Below are 21,170 nucleotides of genomic sequence, written 5' to 3'. Positions count from 1 at the left end.
GATGAACGACCTGTCCCGCCAGGCAACACGCCTTGAAGCCATCGAAGGCAGCTACGACAAGTGGCTGCTGGGCGCGATCATCGCGCTCACCGGCATTGGCGTGGTGATGGTGGCGTCCAGCTCGATCGCCTTGATGAGCAGCCCGTTCTACTACCTCAACCGCCACCTGGTCTTCCTGGCGGTGGGCATCGTGCTGGCGTTCTTCGCTGCCCGCACCGAGCTGAAGTCCATCGAGCAGTACAACCAGATGCTGCTGCTGGGGTGCTTCGTGCTGCTGCTGGCGGTGTTCATGCCGGGCCTGGGCAGCACGGTCAACGGCGCGCGCCGCTGGATCAACCTGGGCATCTCCAAGTTCCAGACGGTCGAAGCGGTGAAGGTGCTGTATATCGTCTGGCTGTCCAGCTACCTGGTGCGCTTCCGCGACGAGGTCAACGCCACCTGGCCGGCGATGCTCAAGCCGCTGGGCGTAGCCGGTGCGCTGGTGCTGCTGCTGCTGCTGCAGCCGGACTTCGGTTCGTCGACCCTGCTGCTGGCGATCACCGCCGGCATGCTGGTGCTGGGCGGGGTGAACATGCCGCGCATGTCGATGCCGGTGATCATCGGCCTGGTCGGCATGAGCGCGCTGGCGATCATCGAGCCGTACCGCATGCGCCGCATCACCTCCTTCCTGGACCCGTGGGCCGACCAGCAGGGCGACGGCTACCAGTTGTCGAACGCGCTGATGGCGGTGGGCCGTGGTGAATGGACCGGGGTCGGCCTGGGCAATTCGGTGCAGAAGCTCTACTACCTGCCCGAAGCGCACACCGACTTCATCTTCTCGGTCACCGCCGAGGAGTTCGGCTTCCTGGGCACCTGCGTGATCGTGGCCCTGTACGCGCTGCTGGTCGGCCGTACTTTCTGGCTGGGCATGCGCTGCGTCGAGATGAAGCGCCACTTCTCCGGCTACATCGCCTTCGGCATCGGCCTGTGGATCAGCATGCAGACCTTCGTTTCGATCGGCGTGAACCTGGGCATCCTGCCGACCAAGGGCCTGACCCTGCCGCTGATCTCCTCCGGCGGCTCCTCGGTGCTGATGACCTGCGTTGCGATGGGGCTGCTGCTGCGCGTGTCCTATGAGCTCAAGCGTGCCGAGCGCCGCCAGGCCGTGCGCATCGGTGGCGGTGAAGAGGCCGTCGCTGCGGCGGCCGTGCACGAACCGGTGGCGCCGGCCACGGCCAGTGGGCCGATGCGCGCCGAGCCCGTGGCAGTAGCGCCCGCCGCACGGGGGACCAGCCGGCTGCAGTCGCGCGTTGAACCCACTTTCGGGAGGCTGTCATGAGCGCCGCTCCGAACGCCGCTGCCAGCCCCCGCCCCGTGATGATCCTGGCCGGTGGCACCGGCGGGCACATCTTCCCAGGTCTGGCCGTGGCCCGCGTGCTGCGTGAGCGAGGCGTTCCGGTCACCTGGATGGGTGCCGAGGGCGCGATGGAGACCCGCCTGGTCCCGCAGCACGACATTCCGATCGACACCCTGGCCATCACCGGCCTGCGCGGCAAGGGCAAGCTGGCCCTGCTGGCGGCACCGTGGCGGCTGATGCGCGCGCTGCGCGCCGCAGGCATGATCATCCGCCAGCGCCAGCCACGTGCGGTGGTGGCTTTCGGTGGCTTCGCGTCCGGCCCCGGCGGGATGGCCACGCGCCTGCATGGGCTGCCACTGGTCGTGCATGAGCAGAACCGTGCGCCGGGCCTGACCAACCGCATCCTGTCGCGCTATGCCCGTCGCCTGCTCACGGGTTTCCCGGATACCTTCGCCGCGCGCGAGGAGTTCGTCGGCAACCCCGTGCGTGCCGAGATCGCCGCCATCGCGCCGCCGGAACAGCGCTTCGCCGACCGCCAGGGCCCGCTGCGCGTACTGGTGGTCGGTGGCAGCCAGGGCGCGCGTGCGCTGAACACCGGCGTGCCACAGGCGGTCGCCGCGCTGGGCACGGGTGTTCCGGTGCAGGTGCGCCACCAGAGTGGCGAGAAGATGCATGCAGAAGCCGTCGAGGCGTATGCCAAGGCCGGCGTGCAGGCTGAAATCACACCGTTCATCGCCGACATGGCCGAAGCCGTTGCCTGGGCGGACCTGGTGGTCTGCCGTGCCGGCGCATCGACCCTGGCCGAGCTGTGCGCGGCTGGTGTCGGCAGCGTGCTGGTGCCGTTCCCCGCTGCCGTCGACGATCACCAGACCCGCAATGCGGAGTACCTGGCCGAGCGCGGCGCGGCGGTGTTGCTGAAGCAGGACGGAACGCTGGCCGACGGCATTGCCGCACTGCTGCGCGATCTGTCCGAAAATCCCGCCCGCCGCATGCAGATGGCGCAAGCCGCGCGTGCCCTGGCCAAGGTCGATGCCGCCGAGCGCATCGCCGATATCATTCTCGAGGAAGCTGTATGAAGAAGGCATGCCACCGCGCCTGCCCTGCGCGAGGCCGCGCATGATCCGCCGCCTGCACGACACCAACGACCTGGTGCGCGCGTTCCCGCGCGTGCATTTCGTCGGCATCGGCGGCACCGGCATGAGCGGTATCGCCGAAGTGATGCTGACGCTGGGCTATGAAGTGTCCGGCTCGGACAACGCCGACAACGTGGCGACCCGCCGCCTGGCCAGCCTCGGCGCGCGCATCATGCGTGGCCACTCGGCGGCCAACGTGCTGGGCACCGACTGCGTGGTGGTTTCCAGTGCTATCCGTGAGGACAACCCGGAACTGATGGAGGCACGCAGCCAGCGCATCCCGATCATGCCGCGGGCAGCGATGCTGGCCGAGCTGATGCGCTTCCGCCGCGGCATCGCGGTGGCCGGTACCCACGGCAAGACCACCACCACCAGCCTGACCGCTGCGGTGCTGAGCGAAGGCGGCCTGGATCCGACCTTCGTGATCGGTGGCCAGCTGCTCGCCGCCGGTGCCAACGCCAAGCTGGGCGGTGGGCAGTGGCTGGTGGCCGAGGCCGATGAAAGCGATGGCAGCTTCCTGCGCCTGAATCCGCTGATGTCGATCATCACCAACATCGATGCCGACCACCTGGAAAACTACGGCAACGACTTCGCCCGCGTGCAGGCGGCGTTCGCCGAGTTCCTGCAGCGCCTGCCGTTCTACGGCCTGGCGGTGCTGTGCATCGATGATCCGGAAGTGGCGCACTGGCCGCCAGGACCCCGCGCCACGTGATGAGCTACGGCATGAGCCCGCAGGCGGACGTGCGTGCCGAGAACGTGGTGCAGGACGGTGCGCGCATGCGCTTCACCCTGCGCCTGCCGCAGGGCACCAGCCAGGAGGTGGTGCTGGCACTGCCGGGCCGGCACAACGTGCTCAATGCACTGGCTGCCGCTGCGGTGGGTTGGCAGCTGGGCGTGGCGCCCGACGCGATCGCGCGCGCGCTGGAAGGGTTCGCCGGCGTTGGCCGTCGCTTCAACGACCTGGGTGAGGTGACCACCGCCAGCGGTGCCCGGGTGCGCATCATCGACGACTACGGCCACCATCCGAGCGAGCTGGAGGCAGTGTTCGCCGCCGCGCGTGGCGGTTGGGCCGACAAGCGCCTGGTGGTGGCCTTCCAGCCGCACCGGTACAGCCGCACCCGCGACCAGTTCGACAAGTTCGCCGCCGTGCTTTCCAGCGTCGATGCACTGGTGCTGAGCGAGGTCTACCCGGCCGGTGAGGAGCCGATCGCTGGTGCCGACTCGCATGCGCTGGCCCGCGCCATCCGTGCGCGCGGCCGCAGCGAGCCGGTGGTGGTGGGCAAGGCCGCCGAGCTTGCCAGCGTGCTGCCGGACGTGCTGCAGGATGGTGACCTGCTGCTGATGATGGGGGCGGGTGATATCGGCGCCGTCGCCACCCACATCGCGGTGGAAGGCTTCAAGGCGGAGGGCCAGGCGTGAGCGCACTGACCTTCCCGCCGCTGCGCGTGACCGATCCGGCCGTGTTCGGCCGTGTTGCGGTGCTGCTCGGCGGCAGCTCCAGCGAACGCGAGGTGTCGCTCGACTCCGGCCGCAACGTGCTTGAAGCCCTGCAGTCGCGTGGCGTCGACGCCTTCGCCGTGGATGGCATTCCAGCACTGGCGGGGGCGCTCGCTGCCGGCGGCATCGACCGCGTGTTCAACATCCTGCATGGGCACAACGGTGGCGGTGAGGATGGCATCGTGCAGGGGCTGATGGAGGCCTTCGGCGTGCCGTACACCGGCTCGGGCGTGCTGGGCTCGGCGCTGAGCATGGACAAGATCCGCACCAAGCAGGTGTGGCTGTCGTTGGGCCTGCCGACCCCGCAGTACAGGAAGGTGGACGCATCGAACGTGCATGCGCTGGCCGCCGAACTGGGCCTGCCGGTGGTGGTGAAGCCGGCCAACGAAGGATCCAGCGTGGGCATCAGCCGGGTCACCGACGAAACCGGGCTGGACGACGCCGTGGCCCTGGCTGCGCGCTACGACGGCCAGCTGCTGATGGAGCAGATGGTGGTCGGGGACGAACTGACCGTGGCCATCCTGGGTGACATCGCACTGCCGTCGATCCGTATCGTGCCCAAGGGCCAGTGGTACGACTACAACGCCAAGTACATCGCCGAAGACACCCAGTACTTGTGCCCGGGGCTGGAAGGTGAGGCCGAGGACGAGATCCGCCGCATCGCGCTGGCCGCGTTCCAGGCTGCTGGCTGCCGCGGCTGGGGCCGCGTGGATGTGATGCGCGACCGCAGCAGTGGCCGCTTCTTCCTGCTGGAAGTGAACACCGCGCCGGGCATGACCAGCCACTCGCTGGTGCCCAAGGCGGCGCGCGAGGCCGGCGTCGGCTTCGAGGAACTGGTGTGGCGCGTGCTGGAGCAGACCCTGGAGGCCTCGCACGCATGAACGCGGTGCTGCGCATCTTCGTCTGGCTGTTGGCGCTGTCGGTGGTTGCACTGCCGATCGTGGCGGTGGTCAACGGCTGGGTCGGCGCCGAGCGCTGGCCGCTGGCGAAGCTGCGCGTGCACGCCGAGTTCAAGCGGGTGCCGGCTGAACAGTTGCAGCAGGTGCTGCTGCCGTATGCACGTGCCGGCTTCTTCGCCGTCAAGCTGCAGGATGCCCAGGATGCGCTGGAAAAGCTGCCGTGGGTGGAAAGCGCGCAGGTGCGCAAGCAGTGGCCGGACGTGCTGGAGGTGACGCTGGTCGAGCACAAGCCATTCGCGCGCTGGGGCAACGATCGCCTGCTGTCGGAGCAGGGCAAGCTGTTTCCCACGCCGAAAAAGCTGGCCGACCTGGCCCTGCCCGAACTGGATGGCCCGGACAGCCAGACCGGAGAGGTGATGAAGTTGTACAGCGATTCGCGTGCCTTGTTCGCACCGGCCGGCGTGGACGTGCGCGGGGTGACGATGGATGCGCGGGGCAGCTGGTCGCTGGTGCTGAGCAATGGCACCGAAGTGGTGGTTGGCCGTGACGACGCGCGCTCGCGCCTGCAGCGCTTCGTCAAGGTGCTGCCGCAGCTCAACCGCCAGGACGCGCCCATCGAGCGCGCCGACCTCCGTTATACCAATGGTTTCACGCTGAGCTGGGGTACCCCGGCCACGCCGGCGAAAACGCCGGCGACCCCGGCCAGAAGCACGCAGGAAAGGACATGAATCGCAAGGGTGACAAATCGCTGATCGTTGGCCTGGACATCGGCACCTCCAAGGTGGTGGCGCTGGTGGGCGAGTATTCGCCGGGCAATCCGATCGAAGTGATCGGCATCGGCTCGCATGAATCGCGCGGCCTGAAGCGCGGCGTGGTGGTGGACATCGAATCGACCGTGCAGTCGATCCAGCGCGCGGTGGAGGAAGCCGAGCTGATGGCCGGCTGCGAGATCCGCTCGGTCTACGCCTCGATCTCCGGCAACCATGTGCAGTGCAAGAACTCGCCGGGCATCGTGCCGATCCGCGACGGCGAAGTGACCTGGGGCGACCTGGACCGCGTGCTTGACGCGGCCAAGGCGGTGGCGATCCCGGCCGACCAGAAGATCCTGCACGCGATCCCGCGCGAATACGTGCTGGACGATTCGCAGGAAGGTATCCGCAATCCGGTCGGCATGACCGGCGTGCGCCTGGAAGTGCACGCGCACCTGGTGGTGTGCGCGCAGTCGGCGGCGGCCAACATCAGCAAGTGCGTGCAGCGCTGTGGCCTGCAGGTGGACGACCTGGTGCTGTCCTCGCTGGCCTCCAGCGTGGCGGTACTGACCGCCGACGAGCGCGAGCTCGGCGTGGTGCTGGTCGATATGGGCGCCGGTACCACCGATATCGCGGTGTTCGTGCAGGGCGCGATCTGCCACACCGCGTCGCTGCCGATCGCCGGCGACCACGTGACCAATGACATCGCGCACATGCTGCGCACGCCGACGCCGGAAGCCGAGCAGATCAAGGTGCGCTACGCCTGCGCACTGGCCCAGTTGGCAACCGCCGAAGAAAGCATCCAGGTGCCGTCGGTGGGTGACCGCCCGCCGCGCCGCATGCCACGCCACTCGCTGGCGCAGGCGGTGCAGGGCCGCTACGAGGAGATCTTCGAGATGGTGCAGGCCGAACTGCGCCGTTCCGGTTTCGAGGAACTGGTACGCGCCGGCATGGTGCTGACCGGTGGCGCCTCGAAGATGGAGGGCGTGGTCGAACTGGCCGAGGAAATGCTGCAGATGCCGGTGCGCGTGGGGATCCCCCAGCACGTCACCGGCCTCGGCGAAGTGGTCGGCAACCCGGTGCATGCCACCGGCGTGGGCCTGCTGCTGATGGGCAGCCAGATCGAACACCCGCGGCGGCCGACACTGCCGACCGGGCGCGCTGGAAGCATGTTCAAGAAGCTCAAGACCTGGTTCCGCGGCGAGTTCTGACGCGGCACCGGCAAGACCGGGCATTGCCCGGGCGCAACACCCGCAGTACCTGCATCACAACGCAACACTGGCAACACACAACCCACACAGCCGCAACGTCGGCATGCAGCAGGACGGCAGGATGCCCGAATGCCCATGCCAGCCAAAGCGGATACAACGAGGACACGGACATGGCGCATTTTGAACTGATCGAAAAGATGGCACCCAATGCGGTGATCAAGGTGGTTGGCGTGGGCGGCGGCGGCGGCAACGCCGTGGCGCACATGGTCAACTCGGCGGTGGACGGCGTGGAATTCATCACCGCCAACACCGACTCGCAGGCCATCAAGAATTGTGGCGCCAAGCTGCAGCTGCAGCTGGGCACCAACGTGACCAAGGGCCTGGGCGCTGGTGCGAACCCGGAAGTCGGCCGCCAGGCCGCGCTGGAGGACCGTGAGCGCATCATGGATGCCCTGCAGGGGGCGGACATGGTGTTCATCACCGCCGGCATGGGCGGTGGCACCGGTACCGGCGCCGCGCCGGTGGTGGCGCAGCTGGCCAAGGAAATGGGCATCCTGACCGTGGCCGTGGTCACCAAGCCGTTCCCGTTCGAAGGCCGTCGCCGCATGCAGGTGGCACTGAAGGGCATCGAGGAGCTGAGCCAGCACTGCGACTCGCTGATCACCATCCCGAACGAGAAGCTGATCACCGTGCTGGGCCGCAACGCGACCATGATCCAGGCCTTCCGTGCCGCCAACGACGTGCTGCAGGGCGCCGTGCAGGGCATTGCCGACCTGATCGTGCGCCCGGGCCTGATCAACGTCGACTTCGCCGACGTGCGCACCGTCATGTCCGAAATGGGCCTGGCGATGATGGGTACCGGCACCGCCCGCGGCGATGACCGTGCCCAGGCCGCTGCCGAGGCTGCGATCCAGAATCCGCTGCTGGACGACGTGAACCTGGCCGGTGCCAACGGCATCCTGGTCAACATCACCGCCGGCGCCGACTTCACCATGGCCGAGTTCGACGAAATCGGTCGCACCATTGATGGATTCGCCTCCGAGGACGCCACGGTCGTGGTCGGCACCGTTCTGGATCCGGACATGCAGGACGAGGTGCGCGTGACGGTGGTCGCCACCGGCCTGAACCGCGTGGCAAGCAGCAAGAGCCAGCGTCCGGGCGAGCGCGCACCGATCAAGCTGGTGCGCAACGCCACCACCGGCCAGCCGGAGTTCGGCGATTTCGACAACGGCGGTGACGCCGTGTCCAAGGCCGTTGGAGGCGTGGGCCTGGGCCTGCGGCGTGCCAGCAGCGATACCGCCGCCGCCTCCGCATCGTCGGTGGGTGCCTCTTCGGCACCGGCGGCAGCGGAACTGCCGAACGATTACCTGGACATCCCGGCCTTCCTGCGCCGCCAGGCGGACTGAGCGGGGCCGCCCGGGGCTTGTCCTCTCCGGGTCGCACCACCATGTCCTGAATACGCGGACGCCGGGCCAGGATGGGCCCGGCGCCCCGCTTGAGCGCGCGTTCCACCCGCGTGCCGGCATGCCCTGCCGGCGGCGGTCACTGGCGTTTCAGCCAGTGTAGGGGGAGGCGCGTGTTAATCTGATGTGTCACTTCCGGTCCATCCCCATGATCCAGCAACGCACCCTCAAGAACACGATCCGCGCCACCGGCGTTGGCCTGCACAGTGGCGACAAGGTCTACATGACCCTGCGCCCGGCACCGGTCAATCATGGCATCGTGTTCCGCCGCGTGGACCTGGACCCGGTGGTGGAAGTGCCGGCCAAGGCCGAGCTGGTCACTGAAGTGACGCTGTGCACCGGCCTGACCTGCAACGACGCCAAGATCCAGACCGTCGAACACCTGATGTCGGCGCTGGCCGGCCTCGGCGTGGACAACATCATCGTCGAACTGTCTTCGGCCGAGCTGCCGATCATGGACGGTTCGGCCGGCCCGTTCGTGTTCCTGCTGCAGTCGGCCGGCATCGTGGAACAGGAGGCGCCCAAGCGCTTCATCCGCGTGCTGAAGACCGTGGAGGTCACCGAGGGCGACAAGGTGGCCCGCTTCACCCCGTACGAGGGCTACAAGCTGGGCTTCACCATCCAGTTCGATCATCCGATGATTCCGGCCAAGCAGTCCCGCCAGGAAATCGAGTTCTCGACGCTGGCCTACACCAAGGAAATCTCCCGCGCGCGCACTTTCGGTTTCATGCGCGACCTGGAATACATGCGCGAGCGCAACCTGGGCCTGGGCGGTTCGATGGACAACGCCATCGTGCTTGACGAATTCCGGGTGCTCAACGAAGACGGCCTGCGCTACGCCGACGAGTTCGTCCGGCACAAGATCCTCGACGCGATCGGTGACCTCTATCTGGCCGGTGGCCAGGTGCTGGGTGCCTACGAGGGTTTCAAGTCCGGCCACGCACTCAACAACAAGCTGGTGCGCGCGCTGATGGCCGATGCGACCGCCTGGGAATGGGTCAGCTTCGATTCGCCTGCCACGCCGGCGCCGGTCGAGTACGGCGCGCCTGCCTACGCCTGAGCGGTGCAGGTTATTGAATTGAAAGACAAAAGCGCCGCCTTCGAGGGCGGCGTTGTTGTTTCGCATGCCATCAACGTATTCAGCGTACTTGAGGATCCGCAAGTCCGGTTCGAAGTCACGGTTTTGTGAATCCGACGAATCTGAAGCCTGAATTTAACGTTATATTAACTTCAATCTAACGACAGGCCCCCGGTTGGTCGCTAGGATGCGACCCGGCCCCCGAAATGTTTCACGCCGTGGAGACACGCGCGACGGGGAGCGGAGCCGGATGCTCCGCTGTCGTCAGGACCGTTTTTTCGGTTTCGAAGGAACGTCCTGCAGGCAAGCCAAGGCGTCGCGTAGCCCTTTGTGCGTGGCGGCTGAAACTGCGTGGGGGCCATTCCGGTTGTCGACCGCTGGGGAGCGGGGGGGAGTGGATGACGCAGTCTTGATGGTCACCTTGGTGGCCTTCAGCCCGATGGAACGGGCCGCGTCGATCACCTGGGCCTCGGCAAGCCGCAGCTTGGCATGCCAGACGGGGGATTCGACGAGAAAAACGAGGTGTTCCCCGTCCACATTGGCCAGCCGGCAACGGCTGCGCAGAGCGGGCGGCAACTGGGGGCGCAACTGACGGTCCAGCGCGTCGAGCCACAGGGCACGCCGCAGCGGGTTTCCGCTTTTGTCCGCCATCACCGCATCCAGTGCCGGCTTCGGCACTGACGCGGGGCGAACGCTGGATTTCGGCTCAGACATGAAAACTCACTGATGGCATTCAAAAAGATCGTAATCAAAACGCGTGAAGGGCAGGGCAGGTCGTCGCCGATCACGCGTTTGCGGTTCTATTTCGAGGACCGCCCCCGCGCCCTGCTGGGCAGCGTGCTCGGGGTAGGCTGCATTATCGGCCTTGCCGGTGGCATTGGCGCCAGCGCGCTGAATGATTCGCGCCTGCAGGCCAAGGTCGAGCGCCAGGAAGCGGAGCTGGCCAAGGTCAGGCGCGACGCGCAGACCCAGGTCAACGCCCTGGCCGCGCGCCTCGGCGAACTGCAGGCCCAGGCCACCCGGCTGAACGCGCTTGGCGAACGGCTGACCCAGATGGGCAAGCTGGAAGATGGCGAGTTCGACTTCAACGAGACCCCGGGCCTCGGTGATGGCGACGCCGGCGGCACGACCGAAGACATTCCGGTCAAGGACGTCAACGCCGACTTACAGGTGCTGGAGCAGCGTTTCGCTGCTTCGGGCCGCCAGCTGTCGGTAATGGAGTCGCTGATGTTCGACCACCAGCTGCAGCAGAACGCCGTGCCGTCGCGCATGCCGATCCGCAACAGCTATGTGACTTCGGGTTCGGCACCCGTGCCGACCCGTTCGGCCGCGGTGCCGCTACCCACAAGGGCATGGACTTCCATGCACGTGTCGGTGACCCGGTGATGGCGGTGGCTGACGGTGTGGTCAGCTTCGCCGGCGTGAAGGGCGGTTACGGCAACGTGGTCGACGTCGATCATGGCAATGGCTATGTCACCCGCTATGCGCACAATTCGCGCCTGGTGGTGAAGGCCGGCGACCTGGTCCGTGCCGGCCAGGAAGTGGCCAAGGCCGGTTCCACCGGCCGCTCGACCGGTGCCCACGTGCACTTCGAGGTCTGGGAAAACGGCAACGTGGTCAATCCGCGCAAGTTCCTCGGCGACGGCGGCAATACGCCGGTCGGCCGCGTCAGCCGCGGCTGAACGCTGGTCGGGTGTCAGAGCCCGTTCGCCATGGCGAATGGGATCCGACCCCGATCCGACCCATCGCCGAAGGGTTGAAACCTCAGCCGGCCGTCCCAAGCTACAATGGGTGTTGCCATCGACAGGGCGCCAGGCGCCCTGTTTCGTTTGCGGCGGACGGATCCCCAGGGGGAGGCCGGGCGTCGTGTCCATCCAACCCGGTTCCTTCAATGATCAACAGCCTGCTTACCCGCGTCTTTGGCAGTCGTAATGAACGACAGCTGCGCCAGCTCAACCGCATCGTCGCCAAGATCAATGCGCTGGAGCCGGAGATCGAGAAGCTTTCCGACGAGCAGCTTCAGGCCAAGACGCCGGAGTTCAAGCAGCGCATCGCCGCCGGCGAAGCCCTGGACAAGGTGCTGCCGGAAGCCTTCGCGGTCTGCCGCGAAGCAGGCCGCCGCGTGCTGGGCATGCGCCACTACGACGTGCAGCTGATCGGCGGCATGGTGCTTCACCTGGGCAAGATCGCGGAAATGCGCACCGGTGAAGGCAAGACCCTGGTGGCGACCCTGCCGGTGTACCTCAATGCACTGGAAGGCAAGGGCGTGCACGTGGTCACCGTGAACGATTACCTGGCCCGCCGCGACGCTGCGCAGATGGGCAAGCTGTACAACTGGCTGGGCCTGAGCGTGGGCGTGGTGTACCCGGGCATGCCGCACAGCGACAAGCGCGAAGCCTATGCCGCAGACATCACTTACGGCACCAACAACGAATTCGGCTTCGACTACCTGCGCGACAACATGGCGCTGTCCAAGGCCGACCGCTACCAGCGCGGCCTGCATTACGCCATCGTCGACGAAGTCGACTCGATCCTGATCGACGAAGCGCGTACCCCGCTGATCATTTCCGGTCCAGCCGACGACTCCCCGGAGCTGTACATCCGCGTCAACCGTGTCGTGCCGCACCTGGTCAAGCAGGAGAGCGAGGACGGCGAAGGCGATTTCTGGGTCGATGAGAAGGGCAAGCAGGTGCACCTGTCCGAAGCGGGCATGGAGCACGCTGAGCAACTGCTGGTGGAAGCCGGCATCCTCAATGCAGAGACCGAAGGCCTGTACGCGGCGCAGAACCTGACCGTGGTCCACCATCTCAACGCCGCATTGCGCGCGCACGCGATCTACCAGCGCGACGTGGATTACATCGTGCGCGACGGCGAAGTGGTCATCGTCGACGAATTCACCGGCCGCACCCTGGCCGGTCGCCGCTGGTCCGACGGCCTGCACCAGGCGGTGGAAGCAAAGGAAGGCGTGCCGGTGCAGCGCGAGAACCAGACGCTGGCCAGCATCACCTTCCAGAACCTGTTCCGCATGTACAGGAAGCTGTCCGGCATGACCGGTACGGCAGATACCGAAGCGTTCGAGTTCCAGAGCATCTATGGCCTGGAAGTGGTGGTGATTCCGACCAACCGCCCGACCATCCGCAAGGACAGCCCGGACCAGGTGTTCCTCAACCGCAAGGGCAAGTTCAATGCGGTGCTGGCCGACATCGAAGAGTGCGCCAAGCGCGGCCAGCCGGTGCTGGTCGGTACCACCTCGATCGAAACCTCGGAGATGCTGTCCGAGCACCTGCGCAAGGCCGGCGTGAAGCACGAAGTGCTCAATGCCAAGCAGCACGACCGCGAAGCGACCATCGTCGCCAACGCCGGCCGCCCGGGTGCGGTGACCATCGCCACCAACATGGCCGGCCGTGGTACCGACATCGTGCTGGGGGGCTCGCTGGAAGCGGAGATCCACGCGCTGGGCGAGGACGCGACCGACGAGCAGAAGGCTGCGGTCAAGGCCGACTGGCAGAAGCGCCACGAGGCCGTGAAGGCCGCCGGCGGCCTGCACATCGTCGGCACCGAGCGCCATGAGTCGCGCCGTATCGACAACCAGCTGCGTGGCCGTTCGGGTCGCCAGGGAGATCCGGGCTCGTCCCGCTTCTACCTGTCGCTGGAAGACAACCTGATGCGCATCTTCGCCTCCGACTGGGTGCAGAAGGCCATGCGCATGATGGGCATGAAGGAAGACGACGTCATCGAAGACCGCCTGGTCAGCCGCCAGATCGAAAAGGCGCAGCGCAAGGTCGAGGCCCACAACTTCGACATCCGCAAGAACCTGCTGGACTTCGACGACGTCAACAACGACCAGCGCAAGGTGATCTACGCCCAGCGCGACGAACTGCTGGATGCCGAATCGGTGAAGGACAACGTCGATGGCATCCGCGACGACGTGATCTTCGACGTGGTTGCCCGCTTCGTGCCGCCGAACTCGATCGACGAGCAGTGGGACCTGCGTGGCCTGGAGGCGACCCTGGAGTCCGACTTCGGCCTGCAGATGTCGCTGACCGACCTGGTCAAGGAGCACGAGGAGCTGGATGCCGAGGCCATTGCCGCCAAGGTCCAGGAGCGCGTCAACCAGCATTTCGCCGAGAAGGAGGCCGGTATCGGCGAGGAAACCATGCGCGCGCTGGAGAAGCACGTCATGTTGACCGTGCTGGACCAGAGCTGGAAGGAGCACCTGGCGCGCATGGATTACCTGCGCCAGGGCATCTACCTGCGCGGTTACGCGCAGAAGCAGCCGAAGCAGGAATACAAGAAGGAAGCGTTCGAGCTGTTCTCGGACATGCTGGAGAACGTCAAGCGCGAAGTGGTGACCCTGCTGTCGCGCGTGCGCATCCGCAGCGACGAGGAAGTGCAGGCATTGGAAGCGGCCGAGCGCCAGCAGGCCGAAGCGCGCCTGCGCCAGTCTCAGTTCCAGCACCAGGACGCGGGCGGTTACAGCGCCGACGAGGAGGCCGCACAGGTGCAGGCTGCCCAGCAGGGCGTTGCGCAGCTGCAGCGCGACGAGCCGAAGATCGGCCGCAATGATCCGTGCCCGTGTGGCAGTGGCAAGAAGTACAAGCACTGCCACGGCCAGCTGAGCTGACCTCCGGAGAGCCCCGCGGAAGCGGGGCTTTTCTTTGGCCAGGATGGTCCGGCCTGGATCCGAGATTGCGCGGGTCGACCGGATCTGGGCATTCTTCCTCCATGGCTTCTCCCACCCGATCAATCCACGTCGTGGCCGCCGTCATCACCGACGCCCGTGGCCGCGTGCTGCTCAACCGCCGTACCGGGAACCGCGACATGGCCGGCCTGTGGGAGTTCCCCGGCGGCAAGCGCGAATCCGGCGAGACCTCCGAGCAGGCGCTGGTGCGCGAGCTGCGCGAGGAGCTGGGCATCGACGCCGATGTCGGCGAGTGGCTGATGGACGTACCGCAGCGCTACCCCGACAAGCACCTGACCCTGGAAGTACGCCACGTGCGCAGCTGGAAGGGCGCCCCGCGCGGCCGCGAGGGCCAGGCCATCACCTGGGTGGCGCCGGACAAGCTGGGCCGCTACTCGATGCCGCCGGCAGATCTGCCGGTGGTGGCTGCCCTGCGCCAGCCGGACAGTTACCTGATCACCCCGGCGCCGGCTGACGAAGGCAGCGGCATAGGACACTGGCACGAGCAGTTGCAGCGCGCGGTGGCTGCGGGCCAGCAGCGCATCCAGCTGCGGCTGCCGCCGGCACATGCGCAGCGGCAGGCGATGGTCGAGCAGGCCGTGCGCACGCACCGCCGCAGTGGAGTGCAGTGGCTGCTCAACCGTGACATCGAGCTGGCGCGGGCACTGGGCGTGGGTGTGCATCTGGGCAGCGAGCAGCTGCTGCAGTTGTCACAGCGCCCGCTGCCCGAGGGCCAGCTGGTGGCCGCGTCCTGCCACGATCTGCCGCAGCTGCAGGCCGCACAAAAGCTGGGCTGTGACTTCGCCGTGCTGGGGCCGGTGCAGGCCACTGCCAGTCATCCGGGCGCCACGCCGCTGGGTTGGGACGCCTTTGCCGAGCTTCGCGCCCAGGTCTCGCTGCCGATCTATGCCCTGGGCGGCATGGGCCGGGGTGACATCGCCGAAGCGCGCCGCCACGGCGGGCAGGGTATCGCCGCCATCCGCGGCCTGTGGCCGCAGTGAGGCCGCGCGCGGGGTCGGATCCCTGCGCAGCAGGGCGCTGACCCCATCGCCGCCCCCTCCCGGAAGCAATGGATCAATGCCAGGCGTGGATGCCTGCCTGCGATCACAAGGTGATCCAGAAACATCCGTACTGCCGCCGCAGCCCCAGCACCGTCGAGGCGCGCGACACGCTGCCGGGCAGCGTCTGCTCCAGGCGCAGGCCGACCGGATGCCGTGTTACAGAGGGCTCAGGGTCGGATCCCTGCGCAGCAGGGGCCTGGCCCTCATCCTCCGACGACGGCAGCGCCTGTGACGGATACACCGGAACCACGTCCACCAGCGGCCGCCGTACCAGCGATTCCAATTGACCGAGGATGCGCTGTGCACCCGCGTCGGACACCGCGCCCCACAGGTACAGCGACGACAGGCGGTTCACGTCGTTGCTGACGATGCCGGTGCGCAGCGCGTCCACCAGCTCACTCAGCCGCCGTGGGCAGCGCGCCCCGAGTGTGTCGCGCGGCAAGGTGTTGCCGGTGGCAGCGGGCGGTGGCAGCCGCGATTGCGCACCGACGCTGTCACAGGGCCGGTCGGTATACACGCTCTGGCCCTGCGGATCCGTGCAGCGGTTCAGGCGCGTCGATTGCGCATGGGCAACGCCCGCGACCAGGTACAGCAGGAGCAGCAACAACAGCAGGTGGGAAAGCCGGTTCATCGGCGCAGGGTAGCGCCGATTGCGACGGCATGGTGTGCTTTCAGCCCTGCAGCAGCTTCAACACCGACAGGGTCGGCTTCGCCAGGTTCAGGGTATAGAAGTGCAGGCCAGGGGCACCGCCTTCGATCAGGCGTTGGCAGAGCCTGGCCACCACCTCAGCGCCGAACGCACGTACCGACGCGGCATCATCGCCATAGGCCAGCATCTTGCGGCCGATCCAGCGCGGGATCTCGGCGCCGCACTGCTCGGAGAAGCGGCGCAGCTGGCTGAAGTTGGAGATCGGCATGATCCCCGGGGTGATCGGCACCTGCACCCCCAGCCGGCGCACTTCGTCGACGAAGTGGAAATAGGCATCCGGGTTGAAGAAATACTGGGTGATCGCCGCGTCGGCACCGGCATCGATCTTGGCCTTGAAGTGCTTCAGGTCGGACAGGGCATCGGCGGCCTGCGGATGGGTTTCCGGGTAGGCCCCGACCTCGATGCGGAAGGCGTCGCCGTGCTCGGCACGGATGAAGTCGATCAGTTCCGCGGCGTAGCGCATGTCGCCGGGGAAGCCCATTCCCGACGGAAGGTCGCCGCGCAGCGCGACCAGGCGGCGGCAGCCGATGGCGCGGTACAGCTTGAGCAGCTCGCGGATTTCCTGGCGGGTGCCGCCGACGCAGGACAGGTGCGGCGCAGCCTCGAAGCCATGGTGCTGGTTCAGATGGCGCACGGTCTCGGAGGTGTAGCTCAGGGTCGAGCCACCGGCGCCGAAGGTACAGGATACGTACTCGGGGCCGTAGTCCTTCAGCCGGGTGGCGGCGCGGTCGAGCTGGCTGCGCTGCTCGTCGGTCTTGGGTGGATAGAACTCGAAGCTGATGGCAGTCATGGCACGGGCGGCAGCGGCGGGTGCGGGTGAGTATATCGCTTCATCAAGATGGATGTGCGATTGCCGTGTGAGGGCAGGCCGTCCGTGGCACGCGACCGTTCACCCGGGTGACCGGCCGCTGCTCCGAAATCGCAACCGGCTTGCCTCGTCCAGGCCCACGCTGCTCCCGTCCCGGCAACACCCACCCGATGAAGGAGCTGACGATGAAGATCTTCCTGGCACTCTGGTACGCAATGAAGGCCCTGGTCCGGCTGGCGATGACCGGCATGGCGATGGCCGTGCTCGGTACCGGCCCGGCGCATGCCGCCACTGACTCGACCGCCGGCAAAGTGCAGGTCGAGGTGGTCGGCAAGGGGCGCCCGCTGCTGATGATCCCTGGCCTGAACAGCAGCGCCGAGGTCTGGCGTGAAACCTGCCTGGCATTGAAGGATGCGCAGTGCCACCTGGTGCAGCTGCCGGGCTTTGCGGGCGCTGCGCCGGCAGACCCGCGCCCGGCGGAGTTCCTGCCGGCGATGCGTCGGCAGCTGCTGGCCTACCTGCATGACGGGCACCTGGGGCCGGTGGTGGTGATTGGCCACAGCCTTGGCGGCCTGCTGGGCCTGCAGATGGCGCAGGCCGAGCCGAAGGCGGTCAGTGCGCTGGTAGTGGTCGACGCACTGCCATTCCTGCCGGCAGCGCGTGACCCGAACGCCACGGTGGAACGCGCACGCCCGATGGCCGACGAGCTGCGCAAGGGCATGCTGGCCACCGACGCCGTGCAATGGCAGGCACAGCTGAAGGCGGGCCTGGCGGGCATGACCCGCGATCCGCAGCGCCGGCCGAATTGGTGCGCTGGGGGGAAACCAGCGATCGCCAGACAACCGCCGATGCCATGCATGCGGTGATGACCACCGACCTGCGCGCCAGCATCGCCTCGATCAGCGCGCCGACGCTGGTGCTGGGAAGCTGGGCCGGCTACCAGCCGATGGGCGCGACCGAGGAAAGCACCCGCGCCGTCTTCCGGACCCAGTACGCGGAACTGCAGGGTGTGCAGATTGCGATGAGCGCGCAGGGTTTTCATTTCCTGATGTGGGATGATCCGCGCTGGCTGCAGGGGCAGGGCAGGCCTTCCTCGACCATCACCGCTGAGTTTCAATTCGCCTCGGAATGGACATGCCGGACTCCTCCTCATCGCTACGCTTCTGGCTGCTCAACGGGCTGGCATGGGCGCTTTATGGCCTTGCGGGAATCGGCCTGCGCCAGGCCTATCTCGACGATGCCGGAAGCGCTGGCGCGTTGATCACGCTGGGCCTGGCATTGGCCCTGTTCGGGTGCAGCGGCGCCATCCGTGCGCGGGCGCTGCGCGCCGACTGGTGGGCGCGCGGTACGGCCGGGCTGTTGCTGCGGCTGGCGCTGTCGGTGGCATTGGGCGCGGCAGTGGCGCAGGTTCTGGTGATCATGGCGCTGCACTCGGCGCTGGCCTGGAACTGGGTGGGCCCGGGGCGGCAGGCGGCCGACTTCAGCCCCAAGGCGCTGCTGCTCTACTGGTACACCACGGCGGTGATACTGGCCCTGTGGGCCGCACTATGGGCAAGCCTGCACAGCCTGCGCCGGATACGTGGTGCGGAACTGGCAAGGCTGCGCGCCGAAGCGGAGCGCAGTGCGCTGGAGCGAGATGCGCTGCGTGCCCGGCTCAACCCGCACTTCATGTTCAATGCGCTGAACAACCTGCGCGCGCTGATCCTGGAAGATCCTGAGCGTGCGCGCGACATGGTCACCCGCCTGTCGCGCACGCTGCGCCAGGCGCTGGCGCACAACCGCAGCGAGCAGGTCACGCTGGCAGAGGAACTGGCGGTGGTGGAGGACTACCTGGCCATCGAGACGATCCACTTCGAACAGCGCCTGCAGGTAAGCCGGCACATCGATGCCGGTGCCCTGCAGGCGCTGTTGCCGGCGATGGCGCTGCAGCTGCTGGTGGAAAACGCGATCAGGCACGGCATCGCCAGCCGCCCGGGGGGCGGTGAAGTGCAGATCCGGGCCACGCTGGACAATGACCTGCTGCGTCTGCAGGTAGACAACCCGCTGGGCACGGGCGATGAACCCAGCCATGGCCATGGCCATGGCGTCGGCCTGGCCTATCTGCGCACGCAGCTGGGCAGGCGCGGCAGTTTCACGCTGCAGCCGGTTGGCAACCACATGCAGGCGCTGCTGGAGATCCCGCAGTGAATGGTGTCCTGCGCGTACTGATTGTCGATGATGCGCGCCTGGCCCGGCAGGAGCTGCGCACCCTGTTGTCGGCACTACCATGGGTGCGGTGCGTGGGCGAAGCCGACGATGTGCCCGCCGCACGCGAGGCGATCGCCACTTTGGCGCCGGAGCTTGTGTTGCTGGATGTGCAGATGCCCTCCGGCAGTGGCTTCGATGTGCTGGACGGGCTGGAGACGGTGCCGGCGGTGATCTTCGTTACTGCCTACGACACCTACGCGGTGCGCGCGTTCCAGGCCAACGCGCTGGACTATCTGGTGAAGCCTGTCGAGGCACCGCGCTTGCTGGAAGCGCTGGAGCGGGCGCGCCAGCGCAGCGTGGTGACGAGCGAAACGCCGGAGCCGCGCAGCACGCTGGCTGCACAGGACCAGGTGTTCGTGCGCGAAGGCGATCGCTGCTGGTTCGTCGCGGTGTCCGAGATCCGCCGGCTGGTGGTGGATGGCAACTACACGCGGCTGTGGTTCCGCGACCAGGACGCCTTGCTGACCCGCAGCCTGAGCGCCCTGGAAGCTCGCCTGCCGCAGGATCTGTTCTTCCGTGCCAACCGCAATACCCTGGTCAACCTGCGCAGGATTCGCGGGGTAACACCCAGCATTGCCGACGGCTACGGCTTGACGCTGGACGATGGCAGTGAAGTGGAAGTGTCGCGGCGGCAGGCGCGCGAGCTGCGCGAGCGGATGGCATTGTAGCTGCCGTTACAGTTCGGCACTGACCGGGCTGGTGATGAAGCCCCACAACAGCCGCGCCATCACTGCTGGCGAACGTGCCTGCCTGCGCGCATAGGCCAGCAACGCATCCAGCCGCTGGCGGTCATAGAGATGGCCGGCCAGCAGCACCGCATGCACGCGGCGGGTATTGGCAATGTCGTGCAGCGGATTGCCATCAAGCAACACCAGGTCGGCGGCTTTGCCGACCTCGACACTGCCATGTGATGCGTGCAGCTGCAGATGGCGCGCAGGCTGCAGCGTGGCTGCACGCAGTACGTCGGCCTGGCTCAGGCCGGCTTGCCGCAGCCACTGCAGTTCATCGTGGTAGCGCAAGCCGCCCAACCCGGTATCGGTGCCGACCAGCACGGTGACGCCGGCACGATGCGAAGCGCCGGTCAGCGCCAACCCGTGCTCAAAGTAGGCCTTCAGTGCGGTTTCGCCGCGCGGGCCGGGGTGGCGCGCCACGATGGCCTGCAAGTCATCACGCCACGCCCAGCGTGAAAGCGGATCCATATAGGCCAGGCGCGGATCGTCGACGAAGGCGGGGTCGCGTGCACGCGCATCCTCTTCGCGGGTGACATGGGTGGGCACGAACGCGGCACCGCTGGCCTGCATCAGATCGAATGCTTCGTCGCAGACCGCGGACTGGTATCCAGTGACCGTTCGTTCGGCCAGTACGGTTGGGTCTTCGCCGTCGAGCGTGCCACTGCGCCACGCCGCCGCGTTGTCCGAGCAGTGGCGCACGAAGAGATGGGCGTGTTCGAAGCTGCGCTGGCCCGCCTGCAAGGCATCCTGCAGCGGCACGGCCCTGGGCAGATGGCCTACCAGCGGATGGCGCAGTTGCTGCGCCTCGGTGGCCAGCCGCTGGTAGGTGTCGGCACGCAGCCGGTTGTAGACCTTCAACGCGTCGATACCTCGCGCGCTGTACGCGCGTGCACGCGCAGCGCCGGCCTCCGGCGCGAGTGACGGATCTTCGAAATAGAAGCTGGCGATCTGCACGAAGCGCGGCGCAACCTGCTGCCCGGCAATGGCCTGTGCGGTCCAGCGGCGCTTGTCGGCCACGCAGGCGATCAGCGGATCGGTGGCCTGCGGGCAATCCATCATGTCGCGGGTGCCGGTGATTCCGTTGGCCAGCATCAACGGGAACTGGAGCTGCGGCGACAACTGCAGTGCATGGGTGTGCATGTCCCAGAAACCGGGCAGCAGCCAACGGCCGCCTGCGTCGAGCACCGGCAACGTGGTATCCCGTGGGGCTTCGCCAACGGCAGTGATCGTGCCGTTGCGCACCGTCACTGTGGTGGGTTCGCTGACCTGGCCGCGCGCGACGTCCACCACTCGCGCGTTGACGATCACGCGGCTGTCGCCCGGCTCGGGCAAGGGCGGTGCCGACAGCGGCCAGAGCAGGGCCGCGCTGAACAGCACCGGCGGCACCAGCATGAGGGCGACCAGCACTTTCAGCCATCGGCGGGGACGGGCGGAGCGGGATAACGCGCGTGCTGCTTCCATGAGCTGGCGATCCTGACGGTGGGTCGCCCGCAGGGTGCGGCAAGACGGAGGCGGATGCCAGTGACCATCGGCATCCGGCCCTGCCTGCCTTCGGGCCGGTTACCCT

14 protein-coding genes and 4 pseudogenes are annotated in these 21,170 nt (G+C 67.2%); 14 read left to right on the top strand and 4 right to left on the bottom strand.

The window, feature by feature from the left end; genetic code table 11:
* Position 1 precedes the first annotated feature (1 nt).
* From ftsW to lpxC, 8 genes and pseudogenes are all read left to right on the top strand, one after another.
* Entirely contained in the window at positions 2-1,318 is a 1,317-nt protein-coding gene (gene ftsW, locus A9K58_RS10310; protein WP_065199284.1) for a putative lipid II flippase FtsW, read from the top strand.
* The gene (gene murG, locus A9K58_RS10305; RefSeq protein ID WP_065199283.1) at positions 1,315-2,412 is read left to right on the top strand and encodes an undecaprenyldiphospho-muramoylpentapeptide beta-N-acetylglucosaminyltransferase; all 1,098 of its coding nucleotides are present in this window, start codon (positions 1,315-1,317) and stop codon (positions 2,410-2,412) included. Before ftsW ends, murG begins: the two co-directional genes overlap by 4 nt.
* Positions 2,413-2,452: 40 nt before the next feature.
* Positions 2,453-3,888 (top strand): annotated as a pseudogene (gene murC / locus A9K58_RS20070) (UDP-N-acetylmuramate--L-alanine ligase).
* Positions 3,885-4,847: a D-alanine--D-alanine ligase gene (locus A9K58_RS10295; protein ID WP_065199282.1), complete on the top strand. Its 963-nt coding sequence runs from the start codon at positions 3,885-3,887 to the stop codon at positions 4,845-4,847. Before murC ends, A9K58_RS10295 begins: the two are co-directional and overlap by 4 nt.
* Positions 4,844-5,521, top strand: a pseudogene (locus A9K58_RS10290) (cell division protein FtsQ/DivIB); the annotation flags it as partial. The gene A9K58_RS10295 and the pseudogene A9K58_RS10290, both read left to right, overlap by 4 nt.
* A 68-nt stretch (positions 5,522-5,589) precedes the next feature.
* Positions 5,590-6,825 (top strand): cell division protein FtsA, encoded by a 1,236-nt coding sequence (ftsA, locus tag A9K58_RS10285; RefSeq protein WP_065199280.1) that lies wholly within the window; start codon positions 5,590-5,592, stop codon positions 6,823-6,825.
* 170 nt (positions 6,826-6,995) lie between these two features.
* Entirely contained in the window at positions 6,996-8,231 is a 1,236-nt protein-coding gene (ftsZ, locus tag A9K58_RS10280; RefSeq protein ID WP_065199279.1) for a cell division protein FtsZ, read from the top strand.
* Positions 8,232-8,436: 205 nt separating this feature from the next.
* A complete protein-coding gene (gene lpxC, locus A9K58_RS10275) occupies positions 8,437-9,348 on the top strand; it encodes a UDP-3-O-acyl-N-acetylglucosamine deacetylase (RefSeq protein ID WP_065199278.1) in 912 nt (303 codons plus the stop codon).
* A 282-nt stretch (positions 9,349-9,630) separates the two neighbouring features.
* Here lpxC and A9K58_RS10270 read toward each other — a convergent pair whose 3' ends face one another.
* Positions 9,631-10,080 carry a DciA family protein gene (locus tag A9K58_RS10270; RefSeq protein ID WP_065199277.1) on the bottom strand — a complete coding sequence of 150 codons (450 nt, stop codon included), beginning with the start codon at positions 10,078-10,080 and terminating at the stop codon, positions 9,631-9,633.
* 12 nt (positions 10,081-10,092) lie between these two features.
* Here A9K58_RS10270 and A9K58_RS10265 point away from each other — a divergent pair.
* The 3 genes and pseudogenes from A9K58_RS10265 to A9K58_RS10255 all read left to right on the top strand — a co-directional run bounded on the left by A9K58_RS10265 (position 10,093) and on the right by A9K58_RS10255 (position 15,048).
* Positions 10,093-11,048, top strand: a pseudogene (locus A9K58_RS10265) (M23 family metallopeptidase).
* Positions 11,049-11,257: 209 nt separating this feature from the next.
* A complete protein-coding gene (gene secA / locus A9K58_RS10260) occupies positions 11,258-13,990 on the top strand; it encodes a preprotein translocase subunit SecA (RefSeq protein ID WP_065199276.1) in 2,733 nt (910 codons plus the stop codon).
* A 101-nt stretch (positions 13,991-14,091) separates the two neighbouring features.
* Positions 14,092-15,048 (top strand): Nudix family hydrolase, encoded by a 957-nt coding sequence (locus A9K58_RS10255; protein ID WP_065199275.1) that lies wholly within the window; start codon positions 14,092-14,094, stop codon positions 15,046-15,048.
* A 103-nt stretch (positions 15,049-15,151) separates the two neighbouring features.
* On the opposite strand, the gene A9K58_RS10250 is transcribed toward A9K58_RS10255, so the two are convergent.
* Together A9K58_RS10250 and metF are read right to left on the bottom strand one after the other, a co-directional pair.
* Entirely contained in the window at positions 15,152-15,739 is a 588-nt protein-coding gene (locus tag A9K58_RS10250; RefSeq protein ID WP_065199274.1) for a DUF4124 domain-containing protein, read from the bottom strand.
* 40 nt (positions 15,740-15,779) lie between these two features.
* Complete coding sequence (gene metF, locus A9K58_RS10245) at positions 15,780-16,607, bottom strand: methylenetetrahydrofolate reductase [NAD(P)H] (RefSeq protein ID WP_065199273.1); 828 nt, start codon at positions 16,605-16,607, stop codon at positions 15,780-15,782.
* Between the two features lie 203 nt (positions 16,608-16,810).
* On the opposite strand from metF, the pseudogene A9K58_RS10240 reads away from it, so the two are divergent.
* The 3 genes and pseudogenes from A9K58_RS10240 to A9K58_RS10230 all read left to right on the top strand — a co-directional run bounded on the left by A9K58_RS10240 (position 16,811) and on the right by A9K58_RS10230 (position 19,540).
* Positions 16,811-17,735, top strand: a pseudogene (locus A9K58_RS10240) (alpha/beta fold hydrolase).
* Between the two features lie 24 nt (positions 17,736-17,759).
* Positions 17,760-18,812 (top strand): sensor histidine kinase, encoded by a 1,053-nt coding sequence (locus tag A9K58_RS10235; protein ID WP_065199272.1) that lies wholly within the window; start codon positions 17,760-17,762, stop codon positions 18,810-18,812.
* Positions 18,809-19,540, top strand: a complete 732-nt coding sequence (locus tag A9K58_RS10230) for a LytR/AlgR family response regulator transcription factor (RefSeq protein ID WP_065199271.1) — start codon at positions 18,809-18,811, stop codon at positions 19,538-19,540. Before A9K58_RS10235 ends, A9K58_RS10230 begins: the two co-directional genes overlap by 4 nt.
* Before the next feature lie 6 nt (positions 19,541-19,546).
* Here A9K58_RS10230 and A9K58_RS10225 read toward each other — a convergent pair whose 3' ends face one another.
* Complete coding sequence (locus A9K58_RS10225) at positions 19,547-21,064, bottom strand: amidohydrolase family protein (protein WP_065199270.1); 1,518 nt, start codon at positions 21,062-21,064, stop codon at positions 19,547-19,549.
* Between the last annotated feature and the right edge of the window lie 106 nt (positions 21,065-21,170).

The sequence above is a fragment of the Stenotrophomonas maltophilia genome (genome assembly GCF_001676385.1).
Lineage (GTDB): Bacteria > Pseudomonadota > Gammaproteobacteria > Xanthomonadales > Xanthomonadaceae > Stenotrophomonas > Stenotrophomonas maltophilia_J.
Note: the sequence above shows the minus strand (reverse complement) of the source record. Positions and strands in the feature narration are given on the sequence as shown.

Coding starts and splice junctions, on each gene's coding strand:
- A9K58_RS10255 (WP_065199275.1), top strand. CDS start 14,092: ATGGCTTCTCCCACCCGATCAATCCACGTCGTGGCCGCCGTCATCACC.
- ftsZ (WP_065199279.1), top strand. CDS start 6,996: ATGGCGCATTTTGAACTGATCGAAAAGATGGCACCCAATGCGGTGATC.
- murG (WP_065199283.1), top strand. CDS start 1,315: ATGAGCGCCGCTCCGAACGCCGCTGCCAGCCCCCGCCCCGTGATGATC.
- A9K58_RS10270 (WP_065199277.1), bottom strand. CDS start 10,080: ATGTCTGAGCCGAAATCCAGCGTTCGCCCCGCGTCAGTGCCGAAGCCG.
- A9K58_RS10235 (WP_065199272.1), top strand. CDS start 17,760: ATGCCGGACTCCTCCTCATCGCTACGCTTCTGGCTGCTCAACGGGCTG.
- ftsA (WP_065199280.1), top strand. CDS start 5,590: ATGAATCGCAAGGGTGACAAATCGCTGATCGTTGGCCTGGACATCGGC.
- lpxC (WP_065199278.1), top strand. CDS start 8,437: ATGATCCAGCAACGCACCCTCAAGAACACGATCCGCGCCACCGGCGTT.
- ftsW (WP_065199284.1), top strand. CDS start 2: ATGAACGACCTGTCCCGCCAGGCAACACGCCTTGAAGCCATCGAAGGC.
- A9K58_RS10225 (WP_065199270.1), bottom strand. CDS start 21,064: ATGGAAGCAGCACGCGCGTTATCCCGCTCCGCCCGTCCCCGCCGATGG.
- secA (WP_065199276.1), top strand. CDS start 11,258: ATGATCAACAGCCTGCTTACCCGCGTCTTTGGCAGTCGTAATGAACGA.
- metF (WP_065199273.1), bottom strand. CDS start 16,607: ATGACTGCCATCAGCTTCGAGTTCTATCCACCCAAGACCGACGAGCAG.
- A9K58_RS10250 (WP_065199274.1), bottom strand. CDS start 15,739: ATGAACCGGCTTTCCCACCTGCTGTTGTTGCTGCTCCTGCTGTACCTG.